The organism is Deinococcus yavapaiensis KR-236, assembly GCF_003217515.1.
GTDB lineage: Bacteria > Deinococcota > Deinococci > Deinococcales > Deinococcaceae > Deinococcus_A > Deinococcus_A yavapaiensis.
Map to the genome: position 1 here is coordinate 54,412 of NZ_QJSX01000017.1, position 15,285 is coordinate 69,696.

The window sequence follows — 15,285 nt, forward strand, 5'->3', positions numbered from 1 at the left end:
GGCCGCCTATTGAACGCTCACGCTGAGCAGTTGGCTTTGCACGCGCTCGGCCGCGAGACGGGCGGCCGTGGCTTCGTCGGAGCGCCCCAGCGCTTCGAAGGCGGAGGCGGCCGAGGCGTAGAACTGCGCGGTCTCGGCGAGTTGGTATCGATCCTCGGCTTCTCGGGCGGCGCGCAGGAAGGCCGGACCGGCCAAGTCGAGCTTGCCGCCTTCCTGCCAGTGCCGAGCGACACGCGCCGAATGGCCGTCGAGGCGTTCCAAGGTGCGCGCCGCCGCGCGGTGCAGGAGGGCGCGCACGCTCGCGGGAATGCCCCTGCTCACGGTCTCGTACACGAGGTCATGCCAGAACCCGTGTCCGCGCACGATTCCGGCGGCCTCCAATTCCTCCCACGCGGCGGCAGTATCGAGCAGGGGCGCGCCGAGCACCTCGGCAACGAGTTCCACGTCGAAGTCGCTTTGGAGCACGCTGGCCGCGCGGGCCGCTTGCAGGGCCGGCGCCGAGAGCCGCGCGAGGCGCCGGGAAATGACTTCGCCGACGCGGGCCGTGATGGGAAGCGAGACGGCGGAAGCGGCGCCGGAGGCGAAGGTTCCACTTTCGATGAGGTGTTTGACGATCTCCAGCAGGAACAAGGGGCTTCCGCCCGAGTACCGAGCGAGCCGTTGGCGCAAGGTGGGGTCGGTGGGCACGCCGAGGTCGTCCATCAAGGCGCCGAGCAAGTCTTCACCGAGCGGTCGCAGCCGGATGTGAACGGCGACGCCTTGCCGTACGAGTTCCTCGACGTCACGCATCACCTCGGGCATCAACTCCCCGCTTCGGTAGGTGCCGATCACGCGCGGCGCGGGGTTTTCGGGATCGTGCGGACCGGCGAACATGTTGGCGAAGAAGTACAAACCGTCGCGCGTCGAAGGATGATCGTAGAACTGGATGTCGTCGGCAATGACGGTGCGGATGCCGCGGTACGCTTGGCGCGAGAATACCAGCATGGCTTGACGGTAGCGAAGCAGGTCGGCGCCCGAGCTCAATGGCTCGACGATTTCGCCGGGAGGTGCGTACTCGGGCAGCACACGGCCCACCTCTCGCCACACCCAAGGCTCCAAGTCGAGGTTGGGCGCACGTTCGGCCAGCGCGCGGTAGTTGCGCGCGGAACTCGTGAACGGCTGGTGCACGTCGCCCGGCCGCCCTCGGAATTCGATGAACACGCCCTTGCTGGCGGCGAAGTCCGTGACGAGTCTCGTCTTGCCGACGCCGGGATCGCCCTCCACGTAGATCATCTGGCCGCGTTCCCAAGCTTCGTCGAGTCGCGCCCACTCCTCCTCGCGTCCGATCAGGTGCGGCGGGCGCAGCACGGCGAGCGGCAGGGCGGACGTTTTCACGGGTGCGGGCGCGGGCACCGTTCCGCGCTCGATTTCGCGGGCCAGTTGCACGGTCTCGGCCAGCGGCTCGGTCTGGAATTCACGCCAAAGGACTTCCTTGCACTTCTGGTACGCGCGAAGCGCCGCCGGACGATCTCCCAACAGGTAGTGCAGCCGAATGACGTGCCGCCACGCCTCTTCGGACACGGCGTCGAGATCCAGGAGCGTCCGGGCTTGCACGAGGGCCGCAGCGTATTCCCCTGCGCCCTCCAGACGAGCGATCTCGGCGCGAACGGCGAGACCGCGCCATTCGGTGTGGCGCTCGCGTTCGGCGGTCACCCAGTCGTCCAGGTCGGGGCAGTCGTCATAACGCAGACCGGCGAGCAGTTCCGCGTTCTGAGTCAAGATCTCGTCGGCGCGGCCTTGCGCGAAGTGGTCGCGAAGGCGCGCGGCGTCCACTTGCACGTCGGGAGACAGCGTCAGCAAGTCGCCGCCCGTCACGAGATCGGCGTTCGCGAACAAGCGCAGCTTGCGCAGCATCTGCGAGAGGTTGTTGCGGGCGGTGTGCTCGGGCGAATCGGGCCACAGCAGTCCCACCAGCTTTCCGCGTGGCGTGGCGCCTTCCAACGCCAAGTAAGCGAGGCACGCGGCGAGCTTGCGTTCCGGACGCTGCTCCAAGCCGTCGGGGCCCCGCAAGTGAACGGGGCCGAGTAATTGGACGTGCCAGGCGTTTTGACTCATGTGGATCGAGAACATTCTAAATCAAACTTCCATTTTCCTCTCCTTGTTTTGTCGGCGGGTTCTCGCGCCGCTCCTGAGCTTCCCGTTGTGGTTCGAGCGCCCCCGGAGCGGCAGGCAAAGCGGACTCTCGGCGCCCCCGGGTGACGCCGACGGCGCATGAGGAAGCGACGATCGCGTTGCTCGTCGCGCTCGTTCCCGGCAGTCGCATGTCAACGCGCCCCGGAGCAATATGCCGCTGCCTGCCGAGCAGCGGTTCTTTATGCGCCCGACGCCCATTCATGCAGCGCGGAGCACGCCGCCCCGTCCATGTTCCGTCGGCGAGGTCGGGAGCGTCAGGGGCCGCTTCTCGATAGGGTCTTCAGTTCAGCAGCGTGGCCTTGATGTACACGCGCCCGCCCTTCTGGGTTCCCTCGAACACGCTGAGGCACATGTACGAACTGCGCGAGGGCGCGCCGAGCGAGTTTTGAGCATCGACCTTTCCGAAATTACGGTAGGTCCCGGCGTAGACGAAGTACATCGTCGGCAACGCGGCGCTAAACTTCGCGGTCGCCGGAGCTTTCAGCTTGTTGCGCACGGCCTCCCGGCACTTCTGGATGAAGAACACGTTGTTCGGCACGCCTTTCACCGTGAAGACGTCCACCTTCGGGAAGGCGTTTTGCACCGTCACGTAGTGGTGGGTTTCAACGTCACCCTTGCTCCTCGATTGCTCGATGTCGGCCGAGATGATCGCGGCGGGTTTCAAGGTGACCGCACCGACCGTGGCGCTCAAGGCGACGCCCAACCACACCGCTCGCTTCATACCCCTCCAGCTTACGTTTTTCGCGTGAGGATGTCGCTTCCGTCGAGCGGGGACTGTGTCGGCGAAGGCGGGTCTCCACGAACCTCGATGCCGTTCGGTTCGTGAAGCGACCTCGGGGAGAAGTCCGCATGAAACGCTCAGGCGAGGACGGGCACGTCTTCGAGCTTGTAATACACGGGCAGGCCGCGCTCGCGGGCGAGTTTCACGTCGTTGTCCGCGCCTTTCGAGTCGCCCGGGAGACGCAGGACCGCCGAGCACAGCTGTAGGAGTCGGTGGGCGGTGGGGTGCAGGATCTCGTCGTAAAGGGCGTCGCCGACGTGCTCGCCGCCCGCGACGTGCCAGATGGGCAGCGCGACCCATTCGCCGATCATGGGGACGTAACCGGCTTTGAACAGCGTGTACGAGACGCTTTCGAGGTGGCGCAAGTTCGCGGCCATCTTCTCGGGGGCGTCTCCGGTGCCGCTGCGGTACGGTCCGGCGATCAAGATCATTCGTGGTGCGGGGTGAGTCATGAACAGCCTCCTTCGTGCGCCGCTCGAGCGCGACCGAGTGATCGCCGAGCCGCCCGTCCACCTTAAACCGCAACTTCGTGCAATGTCAAGAAAATTCGTGCAGAAGTGTAGACTGACGTCAGGAGGCGTCGTGCTCACGAGTCAACGCAAGCAACACATCCTCGCCGTTTTGAAGCGCGACGGCCAAATCGTCGCCAAGTCGCTCAGCCAAGAACTCGGCTTGTCGGAAGACACCATCCGCCGCGATCTGCGCGACCTCGCGGCCGAAGGGCTCTTGCAGCGCGTCCATGGCGGCGCGCTGCCCGCCTCGCCTGCCGTCGCCACCTTCGAAGAACGAACGCGCATCGCGCCCGAAGGCAAGATCGCGATCGGGCAGACGGCCGCGAAGATGATACGGCCCGGTCAAGTCGTGATTCTCGACGGCGGCACGACCGCCGTGCAGGTCGCACGCCACTTGCCGCGAGACCTTCAAGCAACGATCGTCACGCACAGCCCCACCATCGCCGTCGAGCTCGCCGCGCATCCCACCGTCGAAGTGATCGTCATCGGCGGTCGCCTGTTCAAACACTCGATCGTCGCCGTCGGCGCGGCGGCGATCGAGGCGATGAGTCACGTGCGCGCCGACTTGTTCTTCATGGGAGTGACCGGCGTGCATCCCGAGGCCGGCCTCAGCACCGGCGACCTCGAGGACGCCCTCGTGAAGCGGGCCTTGTCGAAGCGAGCCGCGGAAACGGTCGTGCTCGCGTCGAGCGAGAAGATCGGCGTCGCCTCGGCGTACGTGATCGCGCCCGTGGCCGAGGCGAGCACGCTCATCGTCGAGCGCGACGCCGACCGGGAAGTGATCGCCGAACTCGAACGCTCGGGCCTCTCGCTCGTGCGCGCTTGACGACGAAGCCCGCTCGGACGGCGACGCCGAACTTCTCCCCTCCAACTCGACACGGTCGGTGGTCCCAACGCTTAACATGGATTCGTGACGCAGGAGTCCCGTGCCGCCGCGCCCGCCATCGAAACGTCGTACCTCGACGTTCTCTTCGAGCAGACACGAATGGCGCACGCCCTGTACGACACGAACCTCCGGTTCCTCCGAGTGAACGAGGCGTTCGCCCGCTTGACGGGCATCGCCGTGGACGCGCACGCGGGCCAAACGCTGTGGGACGTCGTTCCGGGCATTCCACCTGCCCTTATCCAAGCGTATCGAGCGGTCCTGAGCGACGGCGAACCCCTGCGAGACTTTCACTACGTCGTTCCGACACCTCGCGCACCCGGCGGATACTGCTACCGCCGAGCGAACGCCTTCCCCGTGCGCGACGGGCAGGGCGTCGTCACGCGCCTCGTGGTGACGATCGAGGAACTCACTCCCCAGATCCTCACCGAGCAGGCGCGTGAAGCGAGCGAGGCGCGCACGAGACGCTTGCAAGACCTCACGAGCGCCTTGTCGAGCGCCGTCACCGTCCACGACGTCCACCAGCTCGTCTTGCAGGAAGCGAGCCGCGCGCTCGGAGCGTACGCCGCGACCCTCATCGTGCCGATCGACGAGGACACGCTGTTCGTCGCCGGAGGAACCGGCTATAGCGACGACGTCCTCACGTCTTGGAGGCGCTTTTCCAAGACGGGACGCTTTCCCGTCGTCGACGCGATTCGCGAGCGACGAGCCATCTTCCTTCCCACGTCCGACCTGTCGCAGAGCTACCCGGACATGGTGCCTTTGCTCAAGCCGAACACTCGCGCCGTCGCCGCCGTTCCACTCATCGCGAATGACCGCGTGCTCGCCGCGCTCACCTTGTCCTTCGACGACGAGCAGGTCATCACCGAGGAGAATCAAGCGTTCAGCCGAGCGGTCGTGCAACAGGCCGCGCAGGCGTTGGAGCGCGCGCGCCTGTACGACGAGCAGCGGCGCGCGCACGACCGCGCCGCGTTGCTCGCCCGAGTCGGTGAGACTCTGGCGGCGTCGCTCGACGTTCGCGTGACCCTCGAACGCATCACGGCCCTCACGATCGAGCACGTCGCGGACTGGTGCGCGATCTACCAACCCGCGCCGCACTTCGACGATCTCCCGATCGAGCGCCAGCGTCTGTTGCTCGTCGCGGTCGCGCACCACGATCCCACGCAAATCGACACGCTCCGAGCGATGCTGCACTTCCCGAGCGACCCGGCCTCGCCCATTAGCAACGAGCACGTCTACCGCACCGGCACGCCCCTGCTCGTGCCGGCCTTGCCGCCCGAAGCGATCGACGCGATTCCCGAGGAGGAGCGGCGCGCCATGACCCGCTCGCTCGGCCTGCACTCCCTGATCACGGTGCCGCTCGTCGCGAACGGACGCAAACTCGGCGTGCTGGGCGTCGCCACTTCGAGTTCGGACCGCACCCTCACGCACGACGACTTGCTGCTCACGCAGGAACTCGCGCACCGAGCGGCGTTGGCGCTCGATCTCGCGCAGTTGTACGAAGCGGCCGCGTTGAGCGAGCAGCGCCACCGCTCTTTGGTCGAGGCCACCTCACAAATCGTGTGGGTGCGCGCGCCCAGTGGAGAGTTCGTCGCGGATCAGCCCGGCTGGCGAACTTTCACGGGGCAGACGGAAGAGCAACTGCTCGGCTGGGGTTGGTTGAACGCGGTGCATCCCGAGGATCGACCGCGCGTTCGGCGCACTTGGCAAGACGCGTTGGAATCGCAAGCGCTGTACACGACCGAGCAGCGGTTGCGGCGACACGACGGGCAGTACCGCGTGATGCATGTCCGCGCGACTCCCGTTCGGACGAGGGACGGCGCGATTCGCGAGTGGGTCGGGGCGCAAAGCGACATCACCGAGCGCGTGCAAGCCGAGCAGCAAGTGCGCGACAGCGAAGCGCGCCACCGCGCCTTGGTCGAGCACGCCGCCGTCGGCATCGTGCGGACCTCTCCTCGGGGCGAGCTGCTCGACGTGAATCCCGCGGCGGAGAAGATCTTGGGGTACTCGCGCGAAGAGTTGCTGCGCATGACGTTCATGGACTTCACCTACCCCGAGGACGGCGGCGAAGCGGGCATGTCGTCGTTTCGGCGCTTGATGCGCGGCGAGATCGACGCGTTCAACTTGGAGAAGCGCTACGTCCGCAAGGACGGCCGCGTGGTGTGGGCGAATCTCTCGGGGTCCGCCGTGCGTGACGAGCAGGGCGCCCCGCTGTACAGCGTTTCCATCTTCGAGGACATCACCGAGCGCAAGCGCGCCGAGGCGCGACTTCGGGAAAGCGAGGAGCGATTCCGGCGACTCGTCGACGCGAGCCCGACCGGAATCGCGGTCGGCGCGTCGGACGGCACGCTTCACCTTCCGAACGACGCCTACCTTCGCATGCTGGGCTTCACGCGTGAGGAGTACGAGGCGGGCGCGTTGAACTGGACGGCGCTCACGCCGCCCGAGTACGCGGAGGTGGACGCGCGAGCGTTTCGTCAGGTGTTCGCTCAAGGCACGTCCGAGCCGTACGAGAAGGAGATGCTGCGCCGAGACGGAACGCGCGTTCCCGTCGGCTTGGTCCTCGCGCGCTACGATCAGCATGACGAGACGTTCGTGGTGGGGTACGTGCAGGATCTCAGCGTGCAGAAGGCGGCGGAGCGCGCGCTGCGCGAGCATGGTCTGGAACTCGAGCGCCGCGTGGAGGAGCGCACGCGCACCTTGGCGGAACGAACCGCCGCGCTCGACGCCTTCGTGCGCTTCGCGGAGTTGGCATCCTCTACGACCAGCGTGGAGGACTTGACGCGGCACGCGGTGGAGGTGCTGCGCGCGACGGTCGGGCCGGTGAGCGTCGCTTACTACGAGCGGCGCGATCACGTGTGGAAGGCGGTGACGTGGTCGGACGACATCCCCGCCGAGGCGCTCGCGATGATTCGCGCGGGCATCCCGGTGGATCAGCCGACGTTCTCGGAAGCGGTGCAAGGGCGGCGGGCGTACTACATGGAAGCGTGGAACGCGGAACGCGAAGGCCTCGACGACTCGCGCATGTACGGTGCGGGCGCGCTGTACCCGTTCTATTCGGGCGAGGAACCCGTGGGATTGCTGAACATGGCGACGATGCGGACGTCGACGTGGTCGGGGCGCCACAAAGCGATCTTTCGCGCGGTGGGCCGAAGCTTCGCGTTGGCGTTGGAACGCAGCGAGCAGACGCGGCAGTTGCAGGAACGCACGCGCGAGCTGGAACGCTCGAACGCCGAGTTGGAGCGCTTCGCGTACGTCGCGAGTCACGACCTGCAAGAGCCGCTGCGCACGATCGCCAGTTACAGCGAACTGCTCGCCGTTCGCTACGGCTCTCAGATGGACGACAAGGGCCGCTTGTTCTTGAAGTTCATGACGGAGGGCGCGCAGCGCATGAAAGTCCTGATCGACGACTTGCTCGTGTTCTCGCGGTTGAATTCGGTGCGTGAACCGCTGCGCACGGTCGACGCGAACCGTCCTCTCTCGGAGGCCTCGTCGCGGTTGCAGGCCTTGATCGAGCAGGCGGGCGCGCGCGTCGAGTCCGAGCGGTTGCCGTTCGTGCTGGGAGACGAGGGGGAACTCACGCAGCTCTTCCAGAACTTGATCGGAAACGCCGTCAAGTTCCGTCGTTCGGACGAGCCGCCGGTCGTGCGCGTCACGGCGCGCGCGGAGGACGCGATGTGGCATTTCACCGTCGCCGACAACGGCATCGGAATCGAGCCGCAGTATCAAGAGCGGGTGTTCGGGTTGTTTCAGCGGCTGCACACGCGAAGCGAGTACGACGGGACCGGGCTGGGGTTGTCGATCGTGCGCAAGGTCGCCGAGCGTCACGGCGGGCGCGCGTGGTTGGAGTCGAACGTGGGAATCGGGACGACCGTGCACTTCACGCTTTGCAAGGCGGAGGGCGGCCATGACTGACGTGCTGTTGGTGGAGGACCACGACGCGGACGTGCTGTTGGTGCGCGAAGCGGTCGCGTCCTTCGAGCAGAAGGTGAGGCTTCATGTCGTTCGTGACGGCCTGGCGGCGTTGTGGTTCTTGCGGCGGCAAGGCGACTACGCGCGGTGCCCGTCGGTTCAGTTGGTGCTGCTCGATTCGAGCATGCCTCGCATGAACGCGTGTGAAGTGCTGCGGGAACTTCGCACGGACGAGGCGACGCGCGACGTGCCCGTCGTGGTGTTCAGCAGTTCCGCCCGACCTCGCGACGTCCACGCGTGTACCGAGGCGGGCGCGAACGGGTACGTCGTGAAGCCTGTCGATTTGGCGAGCTTCATGGACGTCGTGCAGGGGCTTTTGAAGGACTGGCTGCGGGCGAGTCGCTGATCGCGAAGAAAGCAAGAGGCCACGGTTCCTGCGAGGCGGCGCGGACAAGAATTTTCGGGCGCCTCCGCTCGACATTTCGAGTCTAATCCCTTGTATTTATCTGTTAAAACACCTATATTGAAGGCATGAGCCGCTCGCTGCGTGACGAGATTCAACAACACCAACCTTTTCGAAGTTTGGAAGAGGAAGCGGCGCTCAACCTCTTCCGCACGACGCAACTTCTCGCGGACCGAGGCGAGGCGTTCTACCGCGAGCACGGCCTTACCCCCACCCAGTACAACGTGTTGCGCATCCTGCGCGGCGCGGGCGACGGAGGACTCGGGCGCAACGAGATTCGCGAGCGACTTTTGAGCCGCATGCCCGATGTCACCCGCCTTCTCGACAAGATGGAGGACATGGAGTTGGTACGGCGCGTGCGCAGCACCACCGACCGTCGCTGCGTCCCCACCGCCCTGACCGAGAAGGGCCGCGCGCTCGTCGACGCCATGGACGAGCCCGTAGCGGCGATGCACCGCGAGCAATTCGGGCACCTCACGCCCGGGCAACTGCACACTCTCGTCGAGATCATGACGCAAATTCGCGCCCGCCTGCCGCAAGAGTAACGTGGTCGCGCTTCTGCCTGATATTTGTTTCAACACTCAGTAAGCGAACAAGGAGCCCCGCATGAACCTCCCCACCGTCCCGTACCTGACCTTGCCCTTCGATCAAGTGGGCCAAAACCCGACTCGCCACGCCCTTCCAGCCAACGTCCAGCTCGGTCCGGTCGTCCTTCAAATCGCGGACCTGGACGCCTCCCTCGACTTTTACACGAACGTCATCGGCCTGCACCTTCACGGGCGCGAGGAAGGCCAAGCGCGCGCCGCCCGCCTCGGCACGCCCGAGGGTGAAGTCCTGATCGAGCTGCGCGAGAAGAAAGGCGTCAAGTACGCTCCGCACCGAGGACGCCTCGGCCTCTACCACGTCGCCGTCCTGCTCCCGACCCGCGCCGACCTCGGCCGTTTCATCCGCCACGCTCTCGGCCTCGGCGTGCACGTCGGCCAGTCCGACCACCACTACAGCGAAGCGACGTACCTCAAGGACCCCGACGGCCTCACCGTGGAGGTCTACCGAGACCGCCCCCGCGACGAGTGGCGCGTCACGCAAGACGGCGAGATCATCGGCGGAGGCGACCTCCTCGACCTGGGGGCGCTCGACGAAGCGGCGGGCGACGCGCCTTGGCGAGGCGTCCCGACCGGAACCACCTTGGGACACCTGCACTTTTACGTCGGCGACCTCGACGAAGCCGCGCGCTTCTACCACGCCGGGCTCGGCTTCCCGAAAGTTTCGTGGAGCGCCTTCCCCTCCGCCCTCTTCCTCGGCGCGGGCGGCTACCACCACCACCTCGGCCTCAACACCTGGGCGGCGGGAAGCGCCCCTTCCGGCGACGACGACGCGCGTCTGCTCACGTGGGACCTCGTGCTGCCCGACGAAGCGACCGTCGAACGCACCGCTCGCAGCCTTCGCGCCGAGGGCTTCTCGGTCACCGTCACGCCGAGCGGCCTGCTCGCCGACGACCCCTGGGGCATCACCGTCCGACTTCGCACCGCCTGACCCCGTCCGTTTCACCGCCCTGCCCCTCGCTCGGAGATCACCATGACGCACCCCGTCCCCCACTCCCACCCCACCTCACGCATCGACCCAAAGCTCAGCCTCGGCGAAGTCGCCCTCACCGTCCGCGACCTCGACCTCGCCGTTCGCTTCTACCAAGTCGCGCTCGGGCTCACCCTCCTCGCCGTGGAAAACGGCCGCGCGGTGCTCGGCACGCCCGACGGGCACCCCCTCGTCGCCGTGCGGCACGATTCGCAAGCGCCCACGCCGCCCGCGAACGCCAGCGGCTTGTACCACCTCGCGGTCGCGCTTCCCACTCGGGCCGACCTCGCCCGCTGGCTCAAGCACGCCTCGCAACTCGGCTTGCGACTCGGCCAGTCCGACCACAAGACCCACGAGGCGTTCTACTTCAACGACCCCGAAGGGAACGGAATCGAGATCTACCACGACTGGCCGCGCGATCAGTGGCCCTTCAAGGACGGCAAGTTCACCTCCTTCGACGGTGCCGCCATCGACATCCCGAACTTGCTCGGCACCTTGGCCCCGAGCGACGCGGGATGGACGAACGCGCCCGTCGGCACCCGCATGGGCCACGTGCACCTCAAGATGAGCGATCCGAACGCGACCCGCGCCTTCTACGACGACGTCATGGGCTTCGACATCACCGCCGACGGCATGGGCGCCGTGTTCGCCGCGGCGGGCGGTTACCACCACCATCTCGGCAACAACGCCTGGCACAGCCGCGGCGGCCCCACACCTCCCGAGGCCGCCCAAGGGCTGCGACACTACACGATCGAGTTGTCGAACGCCGCGGAGTTGGACGCCGTCACCGCGCGGCTCCGAAACGCAGGCACGCCAGTGCACGTCGGCCTTTCCGGCAACGTCACCCACGACCCCTCGGGCAACCGCTTGCTGCTGCGCGCGGCGCCCTCGACGGTCGAGAGTGCCCTGGCCGCCTTGTGACGGCCACGACACGCTGACGTCTCCTTGCGTCCCCGTACGCTGCGGCTTTCATGCCCTGGCTCGAAGGGGCATGGTGAACTTCACCGGCCATACCCTGCATGGATCGGGAACGGCTCATGCTTCCCGCCGGTCGGTCCCAAGGTACGGCGCGAAATCGATAGTACTGCAGAATCACGACGTGTGATGGAGAGCCTCTTGGCGAACGCCTTGAAGTCCAGCCGCGAAGCGTTTCGGCGCGAAGGTGCGTGAGCGCCGTCCTCAATCCCGTTGTCGTCACCGTGTCGTCTGCAGGTGCGCTCGACGGCCGGGATGAATACGATGACGCCATGACTTCGAACGAACCCAAGGGCGAACTCCGCCAACGTCGCAAGATTCCTCCAATAGGCTTTCGGTCGCGACTCAACGCTCGACCTTCGATTGCTCGAGGCACGTGCGCCTTTCCCGGCCAACGCCTCCTCGACGCGCCGAGCCTCGAGCTCGCTTCGCGGCCGAAAGTCGAACGTCATGACGCCTGACCTCCTCGCGGAGCTCGAGGAAGTCGTCTTCGTCGCCTTCCTCGACGAAGACGCGGTCCTCCTCGAAACCGACGAGGAAGCCCGCGCCTTCGTCGGCGTTCGCCGTGACGTCCACGACGCCATGCGCCTCGTCATCGACCGGCTCATGCAAGGTCTCGGGGACAACAGCGAAGACGACTTTGCCATCACGCCGCTCGGTCCGTTGTCGAACGGCGGTCTGCTTTGGCTCGTCGAGGGGGACCGCGCGGGTTCCGGCATCGTCGAGGCGACGCGGCTCGACGGTGAGCCCCTCTCGCAAGCCATGATCGATTGGCTTCGGCGCACTTGGACGGACGAGTCGGCGAGCGCTTGACCTCGGCGGTCCTTCGCGCCGTGTGAGCGCACGGCGCCCGACCTTCACGTTGCAGGGTGCGGCTCAGCGGAAAGGCTTGCCGTCGAAGGTGAGGGTTGCGAGAAGTTTCTTGGCGCGGTTCGCGGCGTCCGTCGAAAGCTCGCCGTAGTACAACGAGGCGTTGTACTGCTGGCCGTCGTCGATCATCCACGCGACGAGGTCACGTGTCGCCTTGGCTTGCGCTTCCGTTCGGCCCGCATAGCGTTGCTCGCGGCGCAGCAGGACGTAGATGTAGTTGCTGATCGGGTAGGCGCGCGCGACCTTCGCGTAGGTGATGTTCGCCGTGCCGTCCGCCGTCACTTTCGAGTTCCCTGCCGCTTCGATGCTGCTTTCGGTGGGACGCACGAACGTTCCAGCGGCGTTTTGCACGTTGCCGAACGTGAGGCGATCCTTGAGTGCGCGTGACAAGCCCATATACCCGATCGCGCCGGGAATGGCTTGCACGGCCTTGGCGGACTTGTCTTCGCTGTCCGTGGCGGCGCCAACGGGCCAGTCGACGATGACGCTGTCGTTCACGCGCGCTTCCCACTCTCGCGACACTTTCGTCAGGTAGTTCGTGAAGATGGCGCTGTATCCGGAGGGATCCGAGCGGTAGACGGGGGTCACGAGAAGGTTCGGCAAGGTGACGCCCGGGTTCAGGCGCGCGATGCGCTCGTCGTTCCACGTTTTGATTCGCCCGAAGTAGATGTCGCTCAACACTCGCCCGTTGAAGTTCAAGGGGCGTTCGAGGCCCGGGACGTTGTACGTCATCACGACCGCGCTGAGCGCCACGGGAATGTGAAGGACGTCCTCGGCGTCCCGGACTTCCTCGTTTTCGTCAAGGGGAATGATCGCGGCGGCGAAGTCCACGCTGCGCGCCAAGATCGCTTTCTGCGCGGCGGGCGAGGTGCCGGGTTCGAAGTCGACCGTGGCGTTCGAGCGTTTTTGGTACTCGTTGAACATCTTCGTGAAGAGCGTCGTGGCCGCCGTGGTGGTGCTCGCCTTGATGGTGAGCGCACTGACGCTGGTGGTGGCGAGGGTCAACAGCACGGTGACGGACAGGTACTTCAGCATGAGGATCTCCTTGCGAAAGGGTGGGGGCACGTTGACGCCGATGGTGAAACGGGGGACACCACCCGTCGATCCGACGGGTGAGAGAGGACGTTCTTGCGGGTTGCTCTCGGGGCGTCGTCCGGTATTCGATGAAGCGGTTTGATAAAGGTCGTGAATCAGGTGGTGATGTTATGAATCGCTGCCGTGTCGAGCCTCCCGCTCGGTGATGGCATCGTGGCAGCGATTTTCTTACAAGAATCTCACTTTTGTAGCGTCCACAACGTGATGAAGCGAAATTAAATCGCGTTGGGCTACAAAGGAGACAATTTGTAGGACTTCAAACATCTGAAGAAAGAGCGGTTCGCTAAACTCGTCAATCTTTTTCCTTACGGGATCGATTTATGTGTAGGTCAAGAGGATGCTAGGGAAGCGATCTATTAGTAATAGTTGAACAGTTCTTTTACACATGGCATTTGCCTCGAGAAGACAGTCCAAAAATAGTGAGCGACGCCTTTCATCACAGTGCGCACACTTCTTGCGAGATGGGCACAGCGACCCTTTGCCCAGCGATCCCATGCAAGCGAGCGCTTCGCGACTCCTCGGTCGAGGCCGCACCCGAAAGCGACCGGCCGTCCACGAAGCCCAAGCATGTCGTCGAGCGACTCGAGTCAGACGATTCCGAACTCGGTGTGGTTCCTCGCAATGCGACCCTCGACGGGCAGCGTTCGGTAGGCGAGCGAAAGGCGCTTCAGCGCTTCTCGAAGTTCCGCTTCCGGAAGAGTGAACGGCAAGCGCAACTGTCGTTCGAAGAGTCCGTCCGCGCCGAAACGCGCGCCGGACGTGAGGCGCACGCCGTATCCTTCGGCGCGCGCGCAAAGGGCAGATCCCACGGGCGCGGGCAGCGAAGCCCACACGGACAATCCTCCCCGCGGCAACGAGAACGACCACTCGGGCAGCTGCTCGCGCAGGAACGCCGCGACGACGTCCCGCTGCGTTCGCAGCACCGTCCGCCGGGCCGTCAGGACGTCCTCGGCGTTCTCCAGCAGGATACTGGTCGCGAGTTGCTCCACGAGGGGCACGCCGAGATCGACCGCCGCCCGCGCGGTCATCACGCGGTCGACGACCTCGCGCGACGCCCGAATCCACCCGACGCGCAGCCCGCCCCAAAAGACCTTGCTGGCCGAACCGATCGTGACGACGTTCGCACGGTCGTCGACGGACGCCAGCGGCGGCGGCTTGTCACCGTCCAACGTCAGCTCCACGAGCGTTTCGTCGACGATCAGAGTTGTGCGGGTTCGTGCGGCGGCGAGCGCGACGAGCGCACGCTGCGTGTACGGCATTAAGTGTCCCGTGGGGTTGTGGTAGTCGGGGATGAGGTACGCGAGGCGTGGCGCGATCTGACGCATGGCGAGCGCCACGCCCTCCGCATCCCAACCCTCGTCGGTGAGCGCGACGGGAACGACGCGGCACCCGGCACCACGAAGCGCGTCGAGGGCGTGCGGGTACGTGGGTTGATCCACGAGGACACGATCACCCGGAGCGACGAGCGCGCGTAGCAACAGATGCAGCGCGTGCTGCGCGCCGAATGTCACGACAATCTGCTCCGGCGTCGTCGGCAGACCCCGTGCGGCGAAACGCGCCGCGATACGCGCGCGAAGCTCGGGCAGACCCGTCGGGGCGTAGCCGTGCGACGAGAGGTGCGCGGGCAAGACCTGCAGGGCAACTTCGTAGGCGCCCCGCAGGGCGACGGGCGGCGCGCTCAACGCGGCGTACGCCAAATCGAACATCTCGCCTCCCCGATCGGCCGCAACCAACGGTGTGTTCACGGGCGTCGCGTGCCGTGGCAAGGTGATGGTGCCGCGCGTGCCGTGCCGCGTGACGACGAAGCCCTCGTCACGCAAGGTGGTGTACGCCGCCGTGACGGTGGTGCGGCTCAGACGCAGAGCGGCGGCGAGATCACGCTCGCTCGGCAAGCGCGCGCCGAGCGGCAAACGCCCGTCGAGCACGGCTTGCCGCAAAGCTTGGGCGAGCTTGCGGTGCGTGGCCTCGCGACCGGGCGACAGGACCAAGGCTTCCGCGAGCAACGTCGCATTCAGATGGTGGTCGCGCATCAAGCCACTATCCGCAAAGT

Annotated in this window: 12 protein-coding genes; 7 read left to right on the forward strand and 5 right to left on the reverse strand. The window is 65.9% G+C overall.

The window, feature by feature from the left end:
* Positions 1-6 precede the first annotated feature (6 nt).
* The 3 genes from DES52_RS18400 to DES52_RS18410 all read right to left on the reverse strand — a co-directional run bounded on the left by DES52_RS18400 (position 7) and on the right by DES52_RS18410 (position 3,405).
* Positions 7-2,094, reverse strand: coding sequence for an ATP-binding protein (locus DES52_RS18400; RefSeq protein WP_170131159.1), 2,088 nt, complete (start codon positions 2,092-2,094; stop codon positions 7-9).
* Positions 2,095-2,452: 358 nt separating this feature from the next.
* A complete protein-coding gene (locus DES52_RS18405) occupies positions 2,453-2,893 on the reverse strand; it encodes a hypothetical protein (protein ID WP_110888302.1) in 441 nt (146 codons plus the stop codon).
* Between the two features lie 137 nt (positions 2,894-3,030).
* Complete coding sequence (locus DES52_RS18410) at positions 3,031-3,405, reverse strand: hypothetical protein (protein ID WP_211317960.1); 375 nt, start codon at positions 3,403-3,405, stop codon at positions 3,031-3,033.
* Between the two features lie 130 nt (positions 3,406-3,535).
* Between DES52_RS18410 and DES52_RS18415 the strand changes: the two genes are divergently transcribed.
* The 7 genes from DES52_RS18415 to DES52_RS18450 all read left to right on the forward strand — a co-directional run bounded on the left by DES52_RS18415 (position 3,536) and on the right by DES52_RS18450 (position 12,083).
* The gene (locus tag DES52_RS18415; RefSeq protein WP_110888304.1) at positions 3,536-4,291 is read left to right on the forward strand and encodes a DeoR/GlpR family DNA-binding transcription regulator; all 756 of its coding nucleotides are present in this window, start codon (positions 3,536-3,538) and stop codon (positions 4,289-4,291) included.
* Positions 4,292-4,375: 84 nt separating this feature from the next.
* On the forward strand, positions 4,376-8,263 hold the full coding sequence (locus DES52_RS18420) for a PAS domain S-box protein (protein WP_110888305.1): 3,888 nt from the start codon (positions 4,376-4,378) through the stop codon (positions 8,261-8,263).
* Positions 8,256-8,666: a response regulator gene (locus DES52_RS18425; RefSeq protein WP_110888306.1), complete on the forward strand. Its 411-nt coding sequence runs from the start codon at positions 8,256-8,258 to the stop codon at positions 8,664-8,666. Before DES52_RS18420 ends, DES52_RS18425 begins: the two co-directional genes overlap by 8 nt.
* A 125-nt stretch (positions 8,667-8,791) precedes the next feature.
* Entirely contained in the window at positions 8,792-9,268 is a 477-nt protein-coding gene (locus DES52_RS18430; RefSeq protein WP_110888307.1) for a MarR family winged helix-turn-helix transcriptional regulator, read from the forward strand.
* A gap of 61 nt (positions 9,269-9,329) precedes the next feature.
* Positions 9,330-10,256 carry a VOC family protein gene (locus DES52_RS18435; protein ID WP_110888308.1) on the forward strand — a complete coding sequence of 309 codons (927 nt, stop codon included), beginning with the start codon at positions 9,330-9,332 and terminating at the stop codon, positions 10,254-10,256.
* A gap of 42 nt (positions 10,257-10,298) precedes the next feature.
* Positions 10,299-11,216, forward strand: coding sequence for a VOC family protein (locus tag DES52_RS18440; protein WP_110888309.1), 918 nt, complete (start codon positions 10,299-10,301; stop codon positions 11,214-11,216).
* A gap of 504 nt (positions 11,217-11,720) precedes the next feature.
* The gene (locus DES52_RS18450) at positions 11,721-12,083 is read left to right on the forward strand and encodes a hypothetical protein (RefSeq protein WP_110888311.1); all 363 of its coding nucleotides are present in this window, start codon (positions 11,721-11,723) and stop codon (positions 12,081-12,083) included.
* A gap of 63 nt (positions 12,084-12,146) precedes the next feature.
* On the opposite strand, the gene pstS is transcribed toward DES52_RS18450, so the two are convergent.
* Both pstS and yczR read right to left on the reverse strand, forming a co-directional pair.
* Positions 12,147-13,175, reverse strand: a complete 1,029-nt coding sequence (pstS, locus tag DES52_RS18455; protein WP_110888312.1) for a phosphate ABC transporter substrate-binding protein PstS — start codon at positions 13,173-13,175, stop codon at positions 12,147-12,149.
* Between the two features lie 647 nt (positions 13,176-13,822).
* Positions 13,823-15,265, reverse strand: coding sequence for a MocR-like transcription factor YczR (yczR, locus tag DES52_RS18460; RefSeq protein WP_110888313.1), 1,443 nt, complete (start codon positions 15,263-15,265; stop codon positions 13,823-13,825).
* Between the last annotated feature and the right edge of the window lie 20 nt (positions 15,266-15,285).